This window comes from Rhizobium mulingense, assembly GCF_029194105.1.
GTDB lineage: Bacteria > Pseudomonadota > Alphaproteobacteria > Rhizobiales > Rhizobiaceae > Rhizobium > Rhizobium mulingense.
Map to the genome: position 1 here is coordinate 15,181 of NZ_JARFVE010000020.1, position 22,592 is coordinate 37,772.

General features: G+C 57.6%; 14 protein-coding genes. 1 reads left to right on the forward strand and 13 read right to left on the reverse strand.

What is annotated here, in order from left to right; all coding sequences use genetic code 11:
• Window positions 1-16: 16 nt before the first annotated feature.
• The 11 genes from PYR71_RS28820 to PYR71_RS28870 form a co-directional block, all read right to left on the reverse strand.
• Window positions 17-1,129 (reverse strand): alginate lyase family protein, encoded by a 1,113-nt coding sequence (locus PYR71_RS28820; protein WP_275621721.1) that lies wholly within the window; start codon window positions 1,127-1,129, stop codon window positions 17-19.
• Between the two features lie 70 nt (window positions 1,130-1,199).
• The gene (locus PYR71_RS28825; protein ID WP_275621722.1) at window positions 1,200-4,052 is read right to left on the reverse strand and encodes a tetratricopeptide repeat protein; all 2,853 of its coding nucleotides are present in this window, start codon (window positions 4,050-4,052) and stop codon (window positions 1,200-1,202) included.
• 31 nt (window positions 4,053-4,083) lie between these two features.
• Window positions 4,084-4,749 (reverse strand): alginate O-acetyltransferase AlgF, encoded by a 666-nt coding sequence (locus PYR71_RS28830; RefSeq protein ID WP_275621723.1) that lies wholly within the window; start codon window positions 4,747-4,749, stop codon window positions 4,084-4,086.
• A gap of 13 nt (window positions 4,750-4,762) precedes the next feature.
• Complete coding sequence (locus tag PYR71_RS28835) at window positions 4,763-6,193, reverse strand: alginate O-acetyltransferase AlgX-related protein (RefSeq protein WP_275621724.1); 1,431 nt, start codon at window positions 6,191-6,193, stop codon at window positions 4,763-4,765.
• Window positions 6,190-9,168, reverse strand: coding sequence for a tetratricopeptide repeat protein (locus PYR71_RS28840; RefSeq protein WP_275621725.1), 2,979 nt, complete (start codon window positions 9,166-9,168; stop codon window positions 6,190-6,192). Before PYR71_RS28840 ends, PYR71_RS28835 begins: the two co-directional genes overlap by 4 nt.
• Before the next feature lie 36 nt (window positions 9,169-9,204).
• The gene (locus PYR71_RS28845; RefSeq protein WP_275621726.1) at window positions 9,205-12,936 is read right to left on the reverse strand and encodes a right-handed parallel beta-helix repeat-containing protein; all 3,732 of its coding nucleotides are present in this window, start codon (window positions 12,934-12,936) and stop codon (window positions 9,205-9,207) included.
• 11 nt (window positions 12,937-12,947) lie between these two features.
• Window positions 12,948-13,949: a hypothetical protein gene (locus PYR71_RS28850; RefSeq protein WP_275621727.1), complete on the reverse strand. Its 1,002-nt coding sequence runs from the start codon at window positions 13,947-13,949 to the stop codon at window positions 12,948-12,950.
• 11 nt (window positions 13,950-13,960) lie between these two features.
• Window positions 13,961-15,451 carry a mannose-1-phosphate guanylyltransferase gene (locus tag PYR71_RS28855; RefSeq protein WP_275621728.1) on the reverse strand — a complete coding sequence of 497 codons (1,491 nt, stop codon included), beginning with the start codon at window positions 15,449-15,451 and terminating at the stop codon, window positions 13,961-13,963.
• A gap of 47 nt (window positions 15,452-15,498) precedes the next feature.
• The gene (locus PYR71_RS28860; protein WP_275621729.1) at window positions 15,499-16,488 is read right to left on the reverse strand and encodes a hypothetical protein; all 990 of its coding nucleotides are present in this window, start codon (window positions 16,486-16,488) and stop codon (window positions 15,499-15,501) included.
• A gap of 53 nt (window positions 16,489-16,541) precedes the next feature.
• Window positions 16,542-18,071 (reverse strand): glycosyltransferase, encoded by a 1,530-nt coding sequence (locus PYR71_RS28865; protein ID WP_275621730.1) that lies wholly within the window; start codon window positions 18,069-18,071, stop codon window positions 16,542-16,544.
• Window positions 18,072-18,077: 6 nt separating this feature from the next.
• A complete protein-coding gene (locus PYR71_RS28870) occupies window positions 18,078-19,394 on the reverse strand; it encodes a nucleotide sugar dehydrogenase (protein WP_275621731.1) in 1,317 nt (438 codons plus the stop codon).
• Window positions 19,395-20,049: 655 nt separating this feature from the next.
• On the opposite strand from PYR71_RS28870, the gene PYR71_RS28875 reads away from it, so the two are divergent.
• Window positions 20,050-21,198: an alginate lyase family protein gene (locus PYR71_RS28875; protein WP_275621732.1), complete on the forward strand. Its 1,149-nt coding sequence runs from the start codon at window positions 20,050-20,052 to the stop codon at window positions 21,196-21,198.
• A gap of 296 nt (window positions 21,199-21,494) precedes the next feature.
• Here the strand turns inward: PYR71_RS28875 and PYR71_RS31095 are convergent, their stop codons facing one another.
• Both PYR71_RS31095 and PYR71_RS28880 read right to left on the reverse strand, forming a co-directional pair.
• The gene (locus tag PYR71_RS31095; RefSeq protein WP_416340356.1) at window positions 21,495-21,986 is read right to left on the reverse strand and encodes a helix-turn-helix domain-containing protein; all 492 of its coding nucleotides are present in this window, start codon (window positions 21,984-21,986) and stop codon (window positions 21,495-21,497) included.
• A gap of 129 nt (window positions 21,987-22,115) precedes the next feature.
• Complete coding sequence (locus PYR71_RS28880) at window positions 22,116-22,286, reverse strand: hypothetical protein (RefSeq protein WP_275621733.1); 171 nt, start codon at window positions 22,284-22,286, stop codon at window positions 22,116-22,118.
• Window positions 22,287-22,592 lie beyond the last annotated feature (306 nt).

Below are 22,592 nucleotides of genomic sequence, written 5' to 3' on the forward strand. Positions count from 1 at the left end.
AATAGTGAAAAATATCTCAGTCTCTTTGCGAGACGTTGTAGAGAACGCTAATGCGCCCCCCCAGATTTGAAGAAAACAAGGCGCCGTCAAAGAACTTCTTGTAAATATTTCTATCTTCTGGATAGTAATGGAGATAGGCATCTAGCCAAGCAATGCGGTCCGGCCGGATAAGGCCATTATTGTCTCTCGGCAGTTTGACTTGCGGCTCCCCAGCCAATTTTTCCATCAGCGACGGATCATTTATCGAATCCAGCGCAAAGTGCACCAGTCGCCGAAGACCATTGTCGCATTGCGACAGAGCGTCATAGCCGTTTGCTTGGAGCAGGGACGCCATCATCACCAGCGGTCCCGCGGCATGAAGATGATAGTCACGCGCCTTCTTCTTGCGCATGAGCTCGAGAGGCAGCGCACCGTCGGCGGTGACCTGGCAGACGCCAAGCTTGTAGCTTTCGAAGCCGAAATCGAGGAAATCCTTCCGGCCGATTGCGACCCCGACGGCCGTGACCGCAAACCCGCCCCAGTACCGGTGGTTCTGCTTGTTCGAGTTTCGGTCTCCCGATTCGGTATAGACGGGGATGGTTCGTTCGGCGAGACCGCCCAGCCATTTCTCGATCGCACTAGTGTCGTACGAAAGTAGGGTTGCCGCCGGACGCACTTGGGCATACGCCAGGGCCGCACCTGCCACGATGCGGGTCGCGCTCAGATAGCTTTGACGCGTCTTGAGGTCCGACAGCGCACCGGCGCGAGCCCAGCTGTCCAACGCCTGCAGGGTGCAGCTCGCTGCGTCCAGCCGGTTGCCGTCGGTTTCAGTGTAGTTGCTTGCATACTTGGTTACGAAGGCAGCGAACTCACGCGTCTGGGCAATTGCCTTGTCGTATCGATCCTTATTCTCCGGGTCGACTGTCGAACGGCTCTCATCGTCGTCTTCGTAAATGCTTGTGAGGTTAAGCGAGATCACCGGCGTCGGCAGCTTCGCGGAGCAATCCCGATTGCCGTTGTTCTGCGCGACGTGCCTCGCCAGTTGGAACGGCAGGGTCAAGGACGCGGCTTGGGAGGCCTGACTTCCACCCAATAGCAAAACAGCGCCTGCTGCCAAAAAGCTAAATCTCGAAAGCGCGACAATTGCCATTCACCCAATCCATTTGATTTACATTGATTGCTTTTGTAGTCCGGTCCTCGCGACGGGACCGGACGATCTTTCATTGCGCCGTGGAGAGAGCCTTGAACTTCCCGTCCCAGTAAGCTGCCTTGTCTGCATCCGGTTTCAGTCCGACGACACCGACCTTGTAAGCAACCGAAAGCTCGCGTGCCGCCCTTTGATTGCCGGCTTCTCCCGATTTTCCCAGCCAATCGAAAGCCTTGGCCGTATCCTTCGCCACACCGTTTCCGAAGAAATAGGCCTGGTAGAGCCGATACATGGCATTCGGCTCCCCGGCGTCGGCCGACACCGTCAACCAGCGAATGGCCATGGCATCATCTCGCGTGCCCAATTTACCTTCGAGATTGAGGCGTACGATCTTCAGTAGATACTTGCCCGGCGCGTTCACGTCAGTCCCAAGAAACGTTAGAAGCTCGTTCACTTCGGCGGGGTTCGAAACCATCCGCTCATTGGCGATTTCGCTGATGAGCTTGTTCGCCGCATCCTTGTCGCCCGCGGCATAGAGCTTGAGCAGGTCTGCCTTGGCCTTGTCGACGGATGAATCTGTCCATATCCCCTGCAGATGACCCTCGGCGAGATCGCGCAGCACGGAAATGCGTCCGAGCGCGTAGGAGCGCAGGAAGAAACCCTCCGCCTTCGCACGACTCTCGACGCCGTCGATACCATCGCGGAACGCGGCGCCGACGGTGTACAAGTCGTCGGCATCCTGGTCGGATAGGCTTTCGGCCAGCGACAGCCAATAGCGTGCTAAAGTTTTGGCTTGTGGGTCCGGCAACGTCGAATAGACGCGGGCGATGTTGACCATCGCGTCGACGGTACAGGCCTCGCCGGCCGCCGTCATTTTCGCCAGTTGCTGCAACGCTTGCGGATCGCCCGGATCAATGAGCGAGATCTTCGCCTTAAAGTCGCCTGCCTCTGCCGCCTTCTTTAACCAGGTTCGCCCGGTTTCACTGTTCTGCGACAGATCGGACAGCAGGATCTTGCCGTATTCACGCATGCCGCGCGGATCGCCTAACTGAGCGAGTTTCTTGTAGGTATCGCCTAGGGCTGCCGGCGTCGCCTGGCCGGCCCGCTGCAGGAGCTGGGCCCTAAGCATCAGTGCGTCGCGGTCGTCCGCCTGGATCATCGAGTCGAGGGCGGCGATCTGGGAGAGCTTGTCAGCAAGCTTGGATGCGACGTCGAAGCGGTTGCTGATAATCGACAACTGCGCCAGGCGCCGCTGCTCGTTGTCTTTCAACGACGCGACGAACCGTAGCAGGCGCTCGGCCGCCTCAGGGTTTTGCTCAAAGCTGTCCGTACCGGCCTCCCAGCGGGCGACCACGTAGCCTATCGCTTCCGGGCTGCCCTTGAAGGCGGCCTGTTGGAGGTAGACACGTCCCTTGGCACGGTCTGCCTCGTCTGCCTTCGTCAACATATTCAGGCCGCTGACGTAGATCGAATATACTGACCCGAAGATCGCAGCCTTGTGGCGCCAGTCGTTGGCCAGTTCCACCGAGATCGGTGCACCTTGCCCACATGCGAACATGCCAGCTAGCTTTGCCGCACCATCGGAATTGCCGGCGGTGGCAGCTTCGCTGAAGGACTGCATGGCTTTGCTCAGGTAGGAGGGATCCTTCCTGCCCATCTCAAGATAGATCTTGCCGATCTCGTCACTGGCATCGGCCGAGCCGGCGTCCGCCGCCGCCTGCAGGATCCGAAGGGCCTCGTTCACGTCTTCTTTCGAGGCGCCGCTGCTGGCCAGAAACTCGCCGTATTGTACCGGAACTTCTTCGGAATGATCCTGCGCCTGCATCACACGCTGGAAATATTCCTTCGCCTTGGCATCATCACGCCCGGCGCCGAATTCACCCGCATAGATGCGCGCCAGCCACTCGTCGGCGGGGTGCAGTCCTGCATCGGAGGCGCCGCTCAGGTATTTGATGGCCAGTTTGGAATCTTGAGGCACCGAAATGCCGGTCGCATAGGCCTTGCCCAGGCTGAACTGCGCGGAAGACATGCCGCCATCCGCCGCTTGCTTGAGGTAGGTCATCGACTTCTGGATATCGATCTGGTCCACTTGGTTTGAACGATAGAGTTCGGCCAAGTTCTGTGCCGTCCTCGGATCCCCGGTCCTGGCAAAAGCTTCGAGCCACTTCAGAGCGGTCTCGACCTCTTTGCTGACCAAGCTCCCGCGCAGATAAAGGAAACCGATCCGATTGAGGGCGGAGCAGTCACCCTCCTTAATTTGTCCAATCAGGCCGAGAAGGGCATTCGTCACCGCGCCCTTCTTCTGCTCCTCGGTAGCCTGCGGGTCGAGCGTGACGATGCGGGCGTATTCGATCATCCCCTGTGGATCGGCGGCCAATGCCGATTTCTCCAGGTAAAAGCGCGACTTCGTCAGGTCGCGCATCTCGCTCGGGCCGTCGTCGCCATAGAGTTGGCCGAGCGCGAAAGCCGCGCGGATGCTGCCTGCGCCATAGGCATCGAGCAGGTAGGACTCCGCCTCCCGCAGTTCATCGATCGTCGAGCTGTTTTCCATCAGCACGCGCGCGAGGGGAATTAGGAAAATGTCGTCCTGGGCCGGGTACTTCTTTAGGCCCGCTCGCAGCATTTCCTCCGCCACCGCGGGGGCTTTCTGCACCCGCTCGCTTCCGCGGCTATATTCGACCGCCAGAGCGACGATGTCCCGAGCTGGCAGCTTGATTTCGCCGATCGCACTCTTTGTCCAATCACGATCGAGCTTCGGCCGCGGGGCCTGATCGGTCGGGGGCTTGCACACGGCCTTGTAGTCGAGATTGGGGGGATCGAGCAGAATGGAGGGGTTATCAGCTCGGACCGGAGCGACAAATGCAACCGACGCGGCCAGAGCCGATGCGGCAGCTATAATTGACCGATTGAAATGAACTTTGCGCAATTTACTCGTCCCCCTGTCGTGTTTTTCAGAATTACCGTTCAATGCCCGTCGCGGCCACGAAGCCCGCGGGACCGTTCGCCGTGTCGATCACAACCACGTTCTGACGACCCTTGGCAGTCAGAGAAATCTTCTCAACCTCAGCTATCTTCGAACCTCCCTCGGAAACCTCCAGGCCAATATCGATCACCGGCAATTCCTTCGTGGCCATCGCCGCGGGCGACAAATCTTTGAACAGGACTTTGGTATCACCATTCAACCGGAGCGACAGATCGGCGGGGTTCATCGAGAAATTGTAAAAGCTCAATGCCGACTTCGATGGGTTTTCGACGCCTTTGTCTGCAATGACTACTATGCCATTCTGCCCAGCGGCATCGGCACCCACAGCGATGGTATAGTACTTTCCGGGCTCCAGATTGGCCTCGGCAGACGTAGAACCATCAGAGACCTTGTAGGATCCATTGCCAATCATTCGGTAGTTCGAAAGAACAGCGGCATCCACCTCGAATTTCTGACCGGAAAAATCGAGATTGACCCCGCTCTTCAGCTTCACATTGAGGAAGCGGACGAGGCTCTTGTCCGCCGGGATCGGCGCATCATAGAGGCCGGCATCATTTGCCAGAACCAATGTCGGAAAGGTGCCGAAGGCGGCCCATAGGCCGAATGCGACATTGATCGTTCGAGTTTTACTGCTCATCATCTCACCTTATTCTTCAATTCGATTTTGCAACGGGCTGGAATATGGCGTCCGGATAGCGGCAGAGTTTCACTAACCCTGCCGATCTCGCCCCACCTTCCATCTTCAGGCTGACGTGGAGCGGCCCGGCCCCCCTGCCGGCCGGCAGTGCCTGGTAAAGTTGGGACAGTCCGCTGACGCGTGGCGGATTGTTGAACGACACAGTCTTCACGGAACCTTCGCGGTAGCTGTAGGTCAGCTGAAAACCAGTCAGAGCCCGGTTGGCGAACTCGTATCGGAGATAGTATTCGTCTGGCTTACCGGTGAGCGGTGGCAGGTCGAGTTCGATCGCCTCGTCTTCGCCAAAGCTTTTGTTGGCAACCATCAGCCTGTCGCTACAATCACCGACTATGGCAGGGACGACTGACGAGTTCATGACTGCCGTCTGCTTACGCAGGTCGCCGAAATCTGGGAATTCCCAGACGAGGTACTTGGGCTTCTTCGTGATGCCATTGGCATTCTGCGCCCAGGCATAGATAGATTGATCGACACTACCGCCAGACACCGCGAAACCGCCGACGTTCTGCTTCAAGTATTCGCGCAGGAAACCGTTGAAATTGTAAACCGAGATCTCGTCGGTGTAAGAACTGCCGACGACATGAACGGGTTCCCCGGCCCCACCCGCATCATCCTCTCCGAGCAGTTCATTGAGCGAGCCAACCTTTTGCTTGGTCTCGTAAATTCTAACCTCTTCGGAAGGAATCTTGGACTGACAAAGCTCGTTTAGCACGCCGTTGAATTTTGCCTTGTGCAGTCGCGGCTCGGGCTCCATGCTGGTCTCGAACTCGACTTCATGTTCGACGTCGCCCTGCAAGCTGCGGATGTGTGCGGCGACTGCCTGGGCGATGAGCCGAGCGCCCTCGGGCGTCCAGTGGATGTCCCGCTTGAAATAATAGTTGGCTTTGTCGAATGACGGATTTGCTTTGAGGATGTCATCGACGTTGATCGCATCGATTCCAACTTGGCGTGCCGATGCGATTACGTCGTCAAACTGCTGCGCTGCGAAATCAGGATCGTAAAGGAAGTCAGCGAGCATTCCCTCGTTCGGCACGAAATCACGTCCCGCGATCGCACGTGGAAGCATCGGCAACACGACTAAGTGGATCCCCCGATAGTTCAACGCCCCATTCACACGGGAGACAAAATTCAGGCTCTCCTGCGGCAGTTCAAACAAGGTCTGATAATCGCTCGGCCGGAAAAACCACCCGTCGTTGGCCTGATACATCTTGGTGCCAAAGGTGGAATACAGCGATTTTTCTTCGAGGCCGTCACATTTGAACATGACCTGCCCGGTGCCAGCATGGCCGATCGACGGCGTCAGCCACGACAGCGAGGAACATACTAGAGCAATTGCTGCAAATGAAATCGCTCGGAATGAGGGCTTGCGGTAGATGTGCGCTTGCTTCATTTCGCCACTCCTGCGCGCGCTTCCCTGATGTAGGAGTTTTTCAGGCGCCGCGCGAACTGGCTGCCTAATCGCTCTGCATGGTCGAGGAGTGCGAAGATTTCCTGCTTGTTGGCCTCCTTGTCGCGGTCGTAGAGCAACACGGCCTTACGCAGAACCATGTCCGGCACTTCCGCCGCAACGAGCGCGTTCATCCAATGTTCGGCCTCGGGGTTGTGGTTCGTCGGACTCTTGATGAAGTTGTAGTAGTAAAGCTGAATCATCGCGTCGGTGTTGCCGAGCGCGGCAGCTTTCTCGAGCCATGCAACACCCTTGGCCTCGTCCTGCGCAGCACCCGCGCCGGCGAGATAGCTCCGTCCCAGTTCCGTCATTGCGGTAACGGAACCGTTGAGCGCGGCCTTGATATAATAGGCGAATGCTCGCGATTCATAGACGCGCGTGCTCGGGCCCTTTGAATAGCTGCGTGCTAAAGCCAGGGAGCTGCGGTTCGAGCCAACGAAGGCCAGGTCGCGATAGAGAGCCTCAGCCCGCTCGCGATCCATCGCTACATCCTGGCCGAAGTAGTAGTTCGTCGCGATGCTGTTCAGGGCCTCTTCGTTGCCCAGTTCCGCTGCCTGCTTAGTCAGCGCGTCGGCCTTGGCGTAATCCTTAGGCCGATACTTGCCAACAAGGTACTGCTTGGCGAGGAACATGCGCAGATTGCCGTTGCTCGGCAGATGAGGCAGCACCTCTTCGACCTTGTCGATCAAATGGCTGAAGCTTTCCTCGCCGACCGCCTTGGCATTGACGTTGATCGCGACGCGGGTCAGAGGCCCGCCCTGTCCACGCTCGGCCAGGAAGCTGCACCAGTCGACCACTTTCAGGAAGTTAAGCGCCTCGCTCGACGGCCACTTTTGCCGCAGCTTAAACGCTGCGGTGATCGCGTTGACGTCGCGCTTGTCTGCCAACTCCGCCAAACGCTCCAGCACCGGCTCGACGAATTCCGGCGAGAGCCCGTCCTCCTGCATCAGCTGCTGGATGAAGCCGAGCAGGGTTGCGCCGTCGCCGTTAAAAGAAAGGATAATGTCCCTCATCTGCCGGTGTGCTTCTGACGCAACCAGCCTGCCGTCCGCCAAGCTGACCTGGGCGAACAGGAAGCGTCCCGCCGGCACTTCGAGCACTTCTGGCGTATCCAGCAACTGCAACGCCTTGGAGAACTGTTTCAGCGCGACGTCGATCTTTGCCAGCTGAATATTGCTTTCGGGCGTAAGAATACGCGGGTCAAAATTCGCATAGACATCGGCGATCCGCTTCAGCTTATCGGCATTGTTGGTTGCCAACGCCAAGTCGGCTGCATCCGGACCGGCGCCAAAATAGCCGAGCGACAGCGCGTTGAGCAGCATCGCGAAACCAGCTTCCGGATCGGCCTCAAACTGCGGCGCGCCCTTTACTAGAAGTACACCGTACTCTTTCATCGCCCACGGATCCTGCTGTTCCGCAAGCGCGCGAATCTCCTCGTAGTAACGAGCGTAATTCAACGTGACTTCGAGATCCCGCCGGGCGAGTTTGGCAACTTGCTCGCGCAGTTTCAGCTGCATCTCCGGCGAATCCGGGTATTGCTGTTTCAGACCCTCATAGATGGAGCGGGCTTTTGCGGGCTCCTCCCCTACCAGACGCCCCTCGCGATAGATGTCGCCGAGGATGAAGCCGGCTGATAGATCCCCTATTTCGTAGGCGTTAGACAGTTCAGCGACAAGCCGCTCTGGTGGGATCGGCATGTCGGCGGTGCTTGCATAATAACCGGCCTTCTCGGCGCTGACGATGATGCGCGCCAGGCGGCCAATGATCGAAGACTTTCCACCCTTCCAGACGTCCATGTAGATCGGCAAGGCATATTTCGCGATAAGGCTGTCAGAGAGATTCATGCGGGCGAAGCGGTCGGCCACCACCACCCGGTCCTGGCCGGCCTCGGCCGCTCCGGCCAGCATCCGGTCCATCGCAGCGGTCGCGCGGGCTGGATCCTTGTCGACATAGATGCCTTGGTAGTAGAGCTTGGCGATCACATAGTTGGCGCGGTAACTGCCGGCCTCCTCGAGCATCGAGACGGCCCATTTGGAGTCCGTTTCGTCGAAGCCGTAGATTTTCTCATCGACCAAATCGAGGGCGATCAGTTCGGCGGCTCGGCTCGAACCGCCGTTGACGAGCTTCCACAGGAAACGCCGCACTTCGTCCTTGCCGAGGATCGAGATAAGCGCCTTGCGGTTCTTCTCGATCTCGCCGACAGCACTTTCGCTGCCGCCACCGGAGGCCAGCTCGAACAGCGCCTTCAGGGCTTCCGGGTGCTTTTGCGCGTCGAAGGAAGAAGCATAGCGGCCGCTGAGCCGAACGACCGCGCTGTCGCCGTCGAGAGCCGACAGATTGGCCATCAGCAACATCTGGCTGCGCAGCATGTCGGCTTCCGAGGAGTTCTCGCGGTTCAGCGCGATCAGCAGTTCAAAGGCCGCGTCAAGCGAACCTTTGGCCATCTTGTCGCGCAACGCAGCTTCGGTGTCCGCAGTGGGCTGCTGCACTGGCATTTCGGCAGGCGGCTCTGACTGCGCAGTACCTCCGGCTGCGTCCATGCGCAAAGCCACCGCCTCGCTCTCGTTTTCCGTTCCACCCTTGCGCAAGAGCAGGTCCGCCAGTTCGGCCACTACCTTGGCATGGATCCCGGCATCATCGGTGGTCAGCAGGCTGCGATAGACGGCGATTGCGGCGTCGATGTCGGAGACCCGTAGCGGATTGTGATCGCTGGCGATCTTGCCCCGTGCCAGCAGCCGCCCATAAGCCAGCAGCGTGACGGCATCTTTCGACGTCCTGTAACCGGCAAGCGTCTTCTGCTCGGCTTGGTATGATTTCCTCGCTTCAGTCGTCAGTTGGCGCGGCATCTCCGATGCCGAGGCCGGCGTAACTGCAAGGATTGCGGCTGAAGAGGCCAGCACAGTGAGCAGTGTGGCCAACAGACGTGATTTTCCAATCCTATGACTCATCATCTTTTACTCCCCCTGTTGCATGTTAAACGCAGCCGACTGCGGCGAGCCTTCGGCCTCGACGCAATAGCTGGGGGAAGCCTCGCCAGCCTGGAATTCCGGCTGGAGGGACTGGGGGATGATGATGCCATTCTCAGCCAGCGCACACTGCTTCTTCACCGGGATGCGCGGCACGCAGACCGAACGCGCGAGCACGCCGGTCTTCATGTTGCTGGAAACGACGTCGAGTGCGAGCTGCTTCAGATCGCCCGACACATAGCGGGGCAACTGATCGACGAACCTGTTGCCGTAGAACATGGCCTCGGATGCGCCGCGGGTCATCAGGCCTACTCGGTTGTGTTCAATGAGATTGTCGAGCGCCGCCACCGTTGCCACCGGATAATAGGGGTCCTCGGCAAAGTCACGGAATTCACTCTGCTCGGACATCTGAAGGTTATCGATATAGGCTTCGATGCCGGCAGCCTTGTTCTGGCGAATCTGGTTACCCTCGACATGGACATCCCATGAATTACGCACCTTCACGCCCGAGCGACCGTTGCTATAGAACATGTTGCTGTCAACGAGGGCACAGGGACTTTCCATTGCGGAGAAGCCGTCACCTTCGTTGCGGCTCGCATCGTTTGCATAAACGATCGTGCCATAGCTCTGACGGTCGAGCATGATGCCGGAACCGTGGTTCTCGAAGGAAAGGTTGCCAAGGATGAAACTGTCGTCGACCTCTCGCGAGATAATGATCCCGTGCTTCTTCTGGGTCCCATAGGCAGTATTGTAGGCCATCATCAGGTTCTTAGAACGGTCGTGCGGATCGAGACCATAAATCAAGCCGTTGACGAGCTCGTTGCCGACAAAGACGATGTCCTTGGCCTCGAACGCGTAGAAGCCGTAGTAGAGGTTCTCGAACGAATTATTGATGAAGTACCCAGTGGGCGCAGCCGCCTGGACCTTGCGCGCTACGGTGTCCGTCGATCCCGAAGACAGCGACATGCCGTAGGTACGGCCCCCGGCATAACCAAGCGCGACGAAGCGTGAATCGGCGGCGAAGGTCTCGCTACCGCTCCAGCTGAGAATGAACGGACGGAAGAAGATGCCCTTCTCGTGATCGTACACGTAGCTCGGCTGGCCGGTGGTGACGTCCACCGAGGAAACGGACACGCCGTCGAAAAAGATCTTGCCGCTGTTAACGATGAAAGCCCCGGCCTTCGTGTTCAGCTTCAGGGACTTGATTTCCAGATTGCTAACGATCAGCGAGGCACCGTCGTTGATCGCAAGTGGTACGTTCAGCGTGACCGCATCGCCATCAAGCGTGATCGCATCAGGATCAGTTGCCCGCACCTGGGCGATGAGTTCGCTGATCGTCACAACGCCGCGGGTGACGAAGATGATGCGGGGGACGGTTGTTTCGGAGTTGAGATAGAGATATTCACGCACACCAAGATTGATGATCTCGTCGAAATGCTCGGACGAAAAGCGGATCAGGCGGGTTGCACGCGTCTCACCGCGCTTGGAGATTGCCGCGAGCGCCTCGTTCGCTTCGCGCAACGATGGCACCGGGATCTTGGACCTGACCGCTTCGCTGCCGAGCAGCAGATTTGGCATGAACGGGCGACCGGCTGTTGGAAGCGATGCCTCTTTCGGCAGAGACAGGGACATGCGGCCGTCGCTAATCGTTGACATCCTGCCGAAGTTGATCGCATCGGGCGCGGACTTTGCTGGGGCCGTAGCACTGTTTAGCCAGCCCTTATCATCCAGCACACTGGCACGCGCCTCGGCGAGGCGCCGGAATTCACCAATTCGTTGCTTGTAGTCGGAGACAGCCTTCAGCCGCTCCGTCGCCACTCCGACGTTGCCGAATATGGCACTTGCTTCGTCAATGGAGAGCTTGTCGGCATCAGCGGAACCTTCAGGCGGGGCTATAGCTTGACCGTTCGCCGCTAGATAGCGCGCATAGCGGGCCAGGGCCTCACCCCGAAGTTCGTCGGGTCGAGCTACTCTGCCAATGGAGGCCGCAAGAAGTCCCCGATCTTCTCCAGTCGCTGACGGCAGCAGATCGCCGACAGCGGCGGCAAAATCGGCGCCTCGATCCTCACTAGCCTTAAAGCCAGCAAAGCCGGTAACTCCGAGCGCAACAGCCTGCCGCAAATTGGGATCAGTGGCACCGCGCACGAAATTCAGGAGAAGTTCCCGGCGACTGGAATATTGCCAGAGCCGTGCTGACACACTGGATAACAGCGTGATATCGCCGCTACTTGACACGTCCAGCTTGCGCAGAGTGGAAGGATCCGGCAGCTCGCCGTTGATCAGGTCGGCGGCGGCCTTCAGAGCTTGGGTTGCAGCCGAGCCGATTGCGATCTGTCTAGCTCCGATCGGTTGCTCGACAGGAAGAGAGAAGATCATTCGTATATCGCTACGCAGTGCTGTCACCTGTGCGATATTTGCAGTTCCTGGAATCGCTTGGCCGAGCGCTAGGGCAAAGGCTGGATCCCGCACGAACTCAATGTGTCGGAATAGCGATGTCGTTTGTTCATCCGTCAGCCGCAACTCGTTCGCCTTGACCGAAGTAGCGACGGATTCAGCCAATGACTTAACGAAGTTGTCGTAGCCAGCAACGGCGAAACTGTGAACAAGCGCCAGATAGGTGTCAGTGGCCGCGACTGGCGAAAGTGCAAGGTTTACTGCGCGGTCATAAGCTATCAGCGGCCTGTCTTCCCGGATGTCGGCCATGATCGCATCGGAGATGAGTCGGGTGCGCGACTCATCATTCTTTTCCGCTAGCATCAGCAGCTCGAATGCCCTGGTGTCGAGGCTACGTCTTGCTTGTTCACGCAAGCCGGCGGCATCGTTTCCGGGTGTAACACCGTGGGCGAGTTCGACCGCTTCGGCCCATGCCGACAACATAAGACCAGGTGAACCCGCGGCGGCATTGCGAACAGCGTCAACGTCGATCTGCTCGAATGATACCTGAGCGAGTTCGACCTTCTCCGCGCGTGGCGACATTCTCAATAGATCGGTCAACACCCGAAAAACCTTCGGATCGCCCACGGTTCCCGCATTGGCACTGGCAAGTTTCATCAACTCACGCCTGTCGGCAGCAGTATCCAGACCATCGAAATATAGCGGCAGGAAATCCACGTAGATGTCGAGGGCGAGGCCGTTTAGCTTCCACGTCGCTAGCCGCTTGGCGAGATCGAGGCTAAGCTTCGCCGCGTCGATACCAGATATGTAGTCGAGGATCAGCGTATAGCGCACCTTGAACGAATCCGGGTCCGTTACCGAAAACGAATTCTCATGGCTGGCAATCAGGCTCTGCAGCGCGCTGATCCCTGCGTCCCGCGCCGTTAGGCCCTGAGCATTCATTTGTTTGTGAAGTTCAGATGCCGCCGCGGCCAGCCTGCTATGGACGTCTACACCGGCGATTTGCGTGGCATGATCGAGGCTCTCGATGCGGGCCACTTCGCGGAAAATCTCGAAATAGGAGTCGAAACTGCGCAACTTTTCATCGTCATGCAGTGCCTGCCAACGCGCCAGCGCGACGTTCGCTCCGTATTTCAGGCTGTCCTCGGTAATATCACGTTCGGCCGGCGCAAGCTCATCGAGCTGTACGCTCTGCTCGCCAGACGTCAGTTCCTGTGCGTGAACGCCCACCCCTACCGGAACGACGGAAAGAAGCGTTGCCAGTGCAGTCAGGCCAACGAGGCCCCTGATCATGAACGTTGAAAAAAGTGTCGAAGAGATACGCATGTACTCGATCCTCACGACAGCAGCGACGAGATGGTTTTTAACCACCGCGGTAATGTTGCCGAAGGGCTCCATACCGGCCGTTGAAACCTGACCACCACCGGCTCGTCGAAGGGAATATCTACTCCATCCGGGAGCTTAATTTTGATTTCAGCCAGGGTCTTGCCGTCCTCGTCAGTAAAAACTTTAGTACTGTTGACGTAGCTCTGCCGTTCGATCGGAACGGAAAGCGTCTGCCCAGAACGGGGAAAGTCAATCTGCGCCTGCCCCGCCTTCAGAGCGGTCACCGCATCGGTCAGCTTGACGAAGGCAGCGACATAGGGCTTTGCGCCCGTGTCGGACAGGCGCACCACCGGCGTGCCCTTGCGAACGTAATCTTGAAGCGTAGCCGCCTGGGCGCTGATGTCGCCCCCGCTGCTCGCCTCAAGAAACTTCGCATAGTCCCGCGAGGTCCTCACCGCAGCAAACAATTCGCCCTTCTCGACCTTTCCGGCTCCCTTCACGTACACAACCTGGCCGGCCGTGTGGGAATCCAGCTCCTTGCCCGGCACCGCGACATAGGCGATCTGCGAGGTAGCGCCCATGCTCCGCTGGGCGGACAGCTGGAAGATCAATGCGATTAGCACGAGAGCAACAAGACCAAGCACGGCCAAGCTGGCGAGTGGTCCGACGCCCCCCGAGGCATGTTTCGCCTCCGGCGGCCTGTCCGCAAATTGTTCGGCATAAGATGCGTTGCGCCCGGCATACCAGTTCAACACGCTGACCAGCCTCCGATATTGCTCGCGCCCGCCGGTCAGAATCAGATCGATGTTCTCCCCGGACCGCTCCCCCTGAACGGACACCTCACCCTTCCAGGTCAGCTCACCCTTGGACATCGTCACGCGCACGACGTCGCTAAATCCGATCATGTCCTGGACCAACGGTATGATCAGACCACCGGGACTCAGACCGAGGACGGGAACCGTCCGGCCGGAAATCTCCACGGTTATGCTTGCGGGCGCGTTCATCTTGTTCATATCCCTCGCGCTCAGACCGCAACGACCTTCGGCATTTCGATCTCAACCACTTGGGGGAACCAGTCGTCGATTCGCCAATTCAGATCCGGATCCTTGCGGACATAAGTGAATTCCGACGCGCCTAAGAGCGTACGGATTGTCACTACCTGTCCCCTGCTGAAAGAGACCGGGTTACCTGAAACGAAGGGCGCGAAATGTCCGTCGACACCATATTCCGCGCGCTGCTCGCCATGGAGGAACCAGGTCTCACGCTCAGCGCCAGAGATTCGGTATGTGACCGAGCTCCTGCCATCGATTGTCACCGCGCAGATTTGGCTGTCGCAGTAGGTACGGTCGATCTTAACCGACCCCCAGCTTTTTATCGCACTGCGAGTGAAACTGACTTCCGGGGCATCCATCTTCTTTAGCGAGGCGACGATGTCCTTCACCCGCTGGGCATGTGCTTTGGGCAGTACAACGACGGTATCCTCACTATCGATGACCATAATGTCCTCGATATCGCTTAGGACGACACGACGACCGGACTGGGCGTGTACGAGGCAATTGCGCGATCGTGAGACGAAACCTGCACCGCGCACCACATTGCCGTTCTCGTCCTTTGCACTGATCTCCCAGAGCGCGGACAGGGAACCGATGTCGGCCCAGCCAATGTCATCGCACGGTACGACTGCGACATGGCCGCTCTTCTCCAGCACCGCGGTGTCGATCGGAACATCATGCGGGCAACGGGCGAAATCCCCGTCCGCCGGCATCAGCAGCTTATGGCTGCCGAGGTCACGGGTCGTGCCGTGCGCAATCGAGGCCGCCACGGCTTCATAGACGGCCGGAGCGTGTCGTTGTAGTTCCTCGACCAAGGCCGACGCTCGGAACAGGAAAATGCCGGCATTCCACAGATAGCCCATCTCGACGAATTGCTTGGCACTGTCGAGGTCGGGCTTCTCGAGAAAACCACCCGGCTGCTCGACCAATGCGCCAACCTCCTCACCGTTCACGATATGTGGCTTGCCGGGACGGATATAGCCGAAACCCGTTTCCGGTGCGGTCGGCACGATGCCAAAAGTGACTATCTTCGAGTTCATCGCGAGTGGAAGCGCCTTCTTGACTGCCTTCAGGAAGAGCGCCGAATTGTCGATAACATGATCCGCCGGCATGGCCAGCACGAGCGCATCCGCATCAGCCTGACTCGCGGCGACCGCAATCGCCGCAAGTGCCGCGGCCGTACCGCGCTGGAAGGGCTCAAGAACGATTCCGGCCAGTTCCTGCTCCATTTGCTGCGCCTGGGCATTGACCATGTCGACGAAGGCACGGCTGGTCAGCAGCCATGGCGCTGAGAACATCGCATCATTGACCCGTGCAAGCGTGTTTTGAAACAGGCTGCGGTCATCGACTAGTCGTAGGAACTGCTTGGGCATGTTGCTGCGCGACAGTGGCCACAGGCGCGTGCCGCTTCCGCCGATCATGATCGCGGGCGTTATTTTTACAGACTTCGTCGGTATGCTCACTGTCATGCCTCCGGCTTCGTCAGCGCAATGGATCTCAAACGGGGAATTTAGTGCCACGGCGCAGTGTCAAAGGTCGCCAGCACCGGCTGTCCGACCATGGACGCATCGAGGCTGCGACCAGGCTGCACCTGAATTTCAATCTGTGTGGCGGTGTATTCGGTTACCTTGGGGATAGAGGCTATGTCGACATTCTTCGCCTCGACCCCATCAAGATAGCTTAGTGAGATCTGCGGCTTGTCGGAGATGTTGGCGAGACGGCGGAAAGGCACGCGAACGGAGACGTAAAGTGTCGCATCCTGGCGGACGAGCGAGAGCATCCGTCCGCCCGCGCGGCCATAGGTAGAGCCGGGATGATCGACCGAGAGGACGTAACAATCGCAGGGAGAAAGTACATCGACGGTCGATGCGCCGCCGGCAGTCGGCGCATCGAGAGAGATCGTCGCGAGACGGTCTCCCTGCTTCACCCTCTGCGGTAGGTCGGCAAACTCCACGAGGCCATCGCGCGCCTGGTAGACGGCTACCGTCTCCGCGGCAATGCTCGCAGACACAGCCTCGAACGTGAACAGCCTCTTGTAGACGATGTTGAACAGGAAGAAGAACGCGGCCAATCCGATGACGAGAAATATCAACAGCCCGAACACGCGGCCCGCAAGACCGTTGCCGATCGACGACGTCACGCCGACAACCGCGGCCTTAGCATTTTCCATTTCTGCCATCTGATTTCCCAATACGAAAATTTTTGAACCGCTTTGAACGACCCTACCGGCGAGATAGAGGTCGGCGAAATGCGCCAAGGGCGCCGTCTTCTCCGCAGGATCGAGGATTTCTAGTCCGGCGCGCGCCTCATCTGACTTCACCCAGACCACACGTGTATCGAGGCTTAACTCGAGGCAGGAGCTCTCCGTTTCGAGGAGCAGGGTCACGGCGACTTGGTCGCCTGGTGCCTGCATCAGCGCGACGCCGGCGAGGCCGAGACCGGCAACCGACCAGTCGCATACCTCGACGCGCTTTCCGTCGATTTGCGCGACCAGCGGCAATTTGAAGCGCGGGAACTCCCGTTCGCGACGCTTAGGCATGGCAACCGCAGTCATTAGAACATCCTGTCGGTGATTTTCGGCAGACGTTCCGGAGCTTCGTCCGAGAAATAGCTGGCCATATTTGAGAGGAAGACGAGGGCCGACACGAACACCAGCACCGCAACAGTGTTGACCAGACGGGATGACCAAACCTTGAAGGCTGCGTCGAAACGAGAATCCGTCCGCTTGAAAGCAGTCTTCTGTCGCGTCCACTTCTGCCGGTCGAGGCGGAAGAAAATCATCACCTTTACTGCCGAACCAAAGATCTGATTGAAGTAGAGCAGCGGGATATAAACCAGATTGATCGAAGGGCGCACGGTTAGGAACGTCAGCGCCAAGATGTATCTCGATACGATGACCCAGAGGACGTAGAACGCGGCAGTCCACGGCGTGATCATCACGGTCCCGAGAAGGGCGAGCGTAACGCCCGACAGACTGGTCCACATCGACATGCGCTGGTCGAGCACCGACCACCAAGTAAACGCGCCGATTCTCATGGGCCCGAGACTAAGAGCGCGGGCATTTGTGCGCAGCATATTGCCGAACCAGCGTGTCATCAGCACGTAGGCGGAGCCGATGAAGCTGGGACTCGGAGGCTGCTCGATGGTCTCAACCTGAACGTCGGGTACGTAGTACATGTTGTAGCCGTTCTTCAGCAGCCAGAACCAACTTGACTTGTCGTCGCCGGTGAGCATGCGGATGCGGCCCAAGCGCCAATGATCGATGTAGTCGTTCTGCACGTGGTCAATAAAGTCCGGATTGCAGGCAAGGGGCGCGCGGAACATCGACATGCGACCCGTCAGCGTCAGTACGCGCCCTGCAAGGCCATGAGACGACATCAGAATTTGGCGCTGAGCAAAACGCATCGAATACCACTGCTTAAAGATGTCCGCGCCTTCGACCGTGCACACTTCGTCGGTGGTGAGTGCACCCAAATTCGGGTTGACCAGGAACATGCAGGCACAGCGCTCGACGAGGTCGGGAGGTACGATGCTGTCGCCGTCGATTACCGAAACGGTGTCGTCGCCGGCTGGGTTGAGCGCTGCGATTGCACGGAAACCCGCGGCCAGCGCGTCGCGCTTGCCCGTCCCGGCGATACGCACGATCTCCAGCCGGAATGGCAAACTGTCGCCATACATCACCTCGGCAAGCCGACGGATGAGACGTTCGTCACCAAGTTCGACGATTGAGCAGATGATTGTCGCCCCAGCAGGCGCATTGGCCGCGGCGACGAAGGCGCCGCGATAGACCTTCGTGGTGGTCGGGGCATCAATCCTGAAACTCGTGATCAGGAAGTAAGCATGCCCCAGCCCCCGCGACGCCGCCGCCGCTTCGGCCGCTCTCCGCATCGCCGGGAACCGGACCAGTCTGAACCAGACGCTGCGCACCAGGTGAAGCAATCCCCAAGACCATCGCCACAGCCCGATAACCCCAACAATAAGCGCAGCATCGCGAGCCTTCTCATCGAAGGCCTGCTGCGGCAGCAGGGCTGCGCACAAAGCGAGCAGCAACACGAAGACAATGTGCTTGAGGACGCTCGACATCGGAGCCTACCAGACGAGTCCTTCGTAATGGACGCCGGACGGCACTTCCGTCGGGATACGGACGAGGTCAATGACCTTGACGCCTTCGCGCGCCATCTTCAGTGCGTCCTTGGTCCCCTGCCCGTTGATGCCGACGACGATGGCTTCGCTCTGAGATACCACTTCCTCGGGCGTCGATCGCATGAATCCCGCCAGATGCGAAATGAAGTTGCGGCCGCCATGATCGCCGGTCGAGACGTTGGAGTCATAGATCGACAACTCGAAACCCTTCCCGATCAGGCGCTCGGCAAGCATCACCAGCGGGCTTTCACGGAGGTCGTCCGTGTCAGACTTAAAGGTCAGTCCAAGCAGGCCAACCTTCTTAGCGCCGGAGCGGTTGACGAGGCGGAAAGCGCGCTCGAGCTGGTACTGGTTCGCCTCGACTGTCGCGTCGAGGACCGGGGTCGATACGTTCTGCATCTTGCCGAAATGACGCAAAGCTCGCAGATCCTTTGGCAGGCAGGAGCCGCCATAGGCGAAGCCTGGCTTCATGTAAGCTCGAGAAATGTTAAGCCGCGTATCGGCGCAGACGACATCCATCACCAGATGGCTATCGATCCCGACTGACTTGCAGAGGTTGCCGATCTCGTTAGCAAAGGAGATCTTCACCGCATGCCAGCAATTGTTGGTATACTTGACGATTTCCGCGCTGCGGATGGGGATTACATGCGGCTTAACGTCGACGGAGCCGCAAAGGTCGTGCAGTGCCTGGACGGTCCTTTCATCGCCTTCATACTGGCCAAAAACGATGGCGCCCGGGCTGTAATAGTCCGCGATAGCCGTGCCTTCACGCAAAAACTCAGGATAGTAGGCCAAACCGAAGTCGACGCCGGCCTTCTTGCCCGATGAACCTTCGAGCGCGGGAATGACGACGGCCTCGACTGTGCCTGGCAGGATCGTCGAGCGCACTACGACCATGTGATATGCACTCTTTTCGCGCAGCGCCTCGCCGATCTGCTCGGAAACCAGCTTGACGTAGCTAGTGTCCAGCGAGCCGTCCTCGCGGCTCGGCGTACCCGGACAGCAAAAGGAGATATCGGTTTCGTTAATCGCAGCGACATAGTCGGTGGTCGCGGTCAACAGACCTTTCGCTACGCCCTCTTGTATGAGATCTGCAAGGCCGGGTTCGAAGATTGGGGATGTACCCTGCGAGATACATTGAACCTTATACTGGTCGGGGTCTACCGCGACGACCTTAAATCCGTCTTTCGTAAGGCAACCAGCCGAAACGGCGCCGACGTAACCCGCACCAAAAATACTTACTCGCAAATTCGTTTTGCTCACGGCAATACCCCTTCTCCGTGCAAGAAATAAAACAAGAGGCAATTAAATAAGTAAAGTTATACTGACACTTGCCATATCAATCGCCTTTTCGTTTTTTGCAATACAGCATTTTGTGGTAGCGTCAATGCACACGAAGAATATTTCCGCATCCTATCCGCGATTATATCGGCCCAAAAAATAGGCCGCCGATAGATCAGAAAGCCCTTTAATAAACTCAGATCGTACCGAATCCCGTTTTTAGCCCCTGAATTTGAGTTTTTGAGACATTAAAAGCTCCATTTTTAATAATTTGGTTGCCAATTTTATGTGCAGCCGTGATTAACCTTAATTGTATTCCCGTCTCTATTTCTGTGGAGAACGTCTCTGTTTGCCGCCCCCCCCGAAAGGCAAAATAGTGTCGATAGCTCCAGGTAGACAGACACCGGGGCCTTCAGATCGTGTTGTCTCACTTCTAGAACTCCGGATATTTGCTTGAAGATCGATCTCAAGAATTGTTAACGTTAAACGTAAGTTAAAAAGAACGTTTTATTTTTACTAAAACCGTTTATACATTTGTAATTTGCAGGAAATCGTTGGTATATATAAAACTTTAGGTATTCTCTGAGTTCATTATTTCCGTCTCATTCGTATCGTCTCCTGAAATATGGAGCTGAACATGAGAGAATCCTTCCTGAGAGCCGGCACTGCAATCCTGATGATGTATTACGCCACCGGGTCGAACGCGCAGGAAATAGCAGGCGGATCAGGGGAAAGCGCCATTTCTGTTGCTGAACGGGTAACTGGTGCCGTTCCTTACCTCAAGAGCTGGATCTCTACGCCTGCGCAGTTGCCACCAAGCGACGAACGCGGGGCCGCTGAAAATGCGAAGGACTATTCCATTCAGACAAACAGTATTTCAAATGCGCCCCTTCAGAGCGACGCTTTTGGTACGGGCAACAAAAGCGAAGAGATACCTGTATGCCTGCAAATCCCTGCCCCTCCAGCCGCGCTGAAGACGCAATCGAAATATAATGAGGACGACGGCTCCAAATCGTCGATCGATGAAGACAGATCCGCCGAGCGCGAGAAGCTCGTCCAGCCGATCCGCAACTCGATCCGGCTTCTGACGAACATCGCCTATGCCCGTTCCGACAATCCGCAAGTAGCAAGAGCACGAGCAGAATGTGTCCTCGAAAATGTCGATCGCTGGGCCTCTGCGCAGTCATTGACGGAGATGCGATCGTCGGATGCATACCTAAGCCGCGACCGCTGGGTCGCGGAAATCGTCCTCGCAGTTCAGACCGCTGCAAAGGTCGCAAATTTATCCGACATGCGGCGCAGCAGCTACGGTGCTTGGTTCGGAAAGCTTGCACGCGACACCATCGAGGCATACGCCCTTCGACTTGGTCCCAAGTCCAAGACAAACAATCACCGCTATTGGGCGGGGCTTTCTGTTGCTGCTATCGGTTTCCTGGTCGACGAACCCGAGTTCAAGAATTGGGGAAAAACGAGTTTCGAAATCGGCGCATGCCAGGTTGACGAGAAAGGAATACTTCCCGCGGAACTCGCTCGTGGGACCAGGGCGTTGGACTATCACATTTACGCGCTGCGCCCCCTGGCAGCCATCGCAAAAATTGCGGCGGAACATGGGGAGCCCCTGCACTCGAAGTGTTTTGATGGTTTCAAGCGCCTCGCATCGATGACCCACGAGGCGCTCGAAGATCCGGATCAGTTCGAAAAGATCGCCGGGCTACGTCAGGCACCGAGTTCTCAAGAATCGAGTTATTCCGCGGCCCTTAAGCTCGATGCGCTTTTGATATTCTGAGTGGGGCCTTCAATCGTCCTTGAATTCCTCATCTCCGATGATCTGTCCTCCCTGGGCGATGCCGGAGGCGCCGTTGCTGAAATTCGACCCCGTACCATCTCTCGGATTCGGCGCGGCACGAAAACTACGCCGAGCATTGCATCCCAGCAGAGGTTGGCTGGGGATTTCGGGTCGGCGGCGTCTCCGGAGGATGCGCTGTTTTCTCATATGCGCCGACAGCGTTGCCAGATCTATCGCGCGGTCCTTCGCCGGAACGAGACCCTTGACAACCAGACCCTGCTGTCCTGGATAGGCCCCTATGTCTCCTCCTTTGCAACGACTGAAAGCAGTGAGCGAACCGCTTTCCGGACGGCCGAAGAAGAGGCTAGGTAATTTTGCAAGAGATTCACATTTTCCTGGGCCCTAAACAATGGTTCCATTGCCTTCGAATTTCTCATTGGCGGGGGATCTGCCTCCAGCGCTGGCCTGTCAGGGGCCGCTAATCCATCAAAAAAATAGGTAGCGGGCACGTCAAGCGCGCACATGATCCCATAGAGTACTGACGAACTGACGCGGTTCTTACCCTTCTCGTACTTCTGAATCTGCTGGAAGGTTATCCCGAGCCGTGCGGCCAGAATCTTTTGAGACATCCCTTTGGCTTGGCGCGCTAAAAATATGCGCTGCCCCACATGAGCATCAACAGGATGGGCTTCCTTGACTATGATCGTCCGACGCTGCTTTTGCTCAGTTCGTTTTGGGTCCACAGCTTGACTCCGATTGCATGATTGCGACGATACTCCTCTCGACATCAAATCTATCAACAGGGCAAGCCGAAACTCGATGGCGCGGGCAGGAGGATGAACTCGGATCTGTATCTCGTTTCATCAAAGGGCCTCGATGTTGTGCTCCCACATTTGTCTTCCCCCTTCCGGCCGCGATCAGCTGCCGAACCACTTTTCGGATTGGCCAACCATGGCGCGCTCAGGCAGGTGTCGCGGAACGGGCCTTACATTCTTGACCGGCGCCGGACAGACGGTGGCCGCGCCGCTGTCAGCGGCGATCGGCAGGACGTCGGCCGGCGTTCCCTCAATGCCGGTTGGATCTTTCATGACAGTTCCAGGCGGAGCGGGTGATTTCGGACAGATCATATTGCTGCACCCAACCGAGCGCATCGCCCTTTGATGCGGATCGCGCCATGAGCTGAGTAGGGAGTGGTAGTTGCATTCTTTGTCAATGCTACGTGTTGTTTCGTAAGCGATGTGCCGGTCACACCTCGACAAAGAAGCAGTTTTTTGATGGCTTGGAGCGGGGCCGCAATAGCCATGTCATTGTCTTCCGACATTTGCGGTGTTACTCAACCTCGAGTGTTACTTCGGAAGTGGTTATTGGATGAAGGACGAGGTCAACGAAGATAT

What these genes read in the sequence shown, in the direction of transcription:
- PYR71_RS28820 (WP_275621721.1), bottom strand. Translation starts at nt 1,129, where the DNA reads ATGGCAATTGTCGCGCTTTCGAGATTTAGCTTTTTGGCAGCAGGCGCT.
- PYR71_RS28845 (WP_275621726.1), bottom strand. Translation starts at nt 12,936, where the DNA reads ATGCGTATCTCTTCGACACTTTTTTCAACGTTCATGATCAGGGGCCTC.
- PYR71_RS28835 (WP_275621724.1), bottom strand. Translation starts at nt 6,193, where the DNA reads ATGAAGCAAGCGCACATCTACCGCAAGCCCTCATTCCGAGCGATTTCA.
- PYR71_RS28875 (WP_275621732.1), top strand. Translation starts at nt 20,050, where the DNA reads ATGAGAGAATCCTTCCTGAGAGCCGGCACTGCAATCCTGATGATGTAT.
- PYR71_RS28850 (WP_275621727.1), bottom strand. Translation starts at nt 13,949, where the DNA reads ATGAACAAGATGAACGCGCCCGCAAGCATAACCGTGGAGATTTCCGGC.
- PYR71_RS28830 (WP_275621723.1), bottom strand. Translation starts at nt 4,749, where the DNA reads ATGATGAGCAGTAAAACTCGAACGATCAATGTCGCATTCGGCCTATGG.
- PYR71_RS31095 (WP_416340356.1), bottom strand. Translation starts at nt 21,986, where the DNA reads ATGTCGAGAGGAGTATCGTCGCAATCATGCAATCGGAGTCAAGCTGTG.
- PYR71_RS28880 (WP_275621733.1), bottom strand. Translation starts at nt 22,286, where the DNA reads ATGAAAGATCCAACCGGCATTGAGGGAACGCCGGCCGACGTCCTGCCG.
- PYR71_RS28865 (WP_275621730.1), bottom strand. Translation starts at nt 18,071, where the DNA reads ATGTCGAGCGTCCTCAAGCACATTGTCTTCGTGTTGCTGCTCGCTTTG.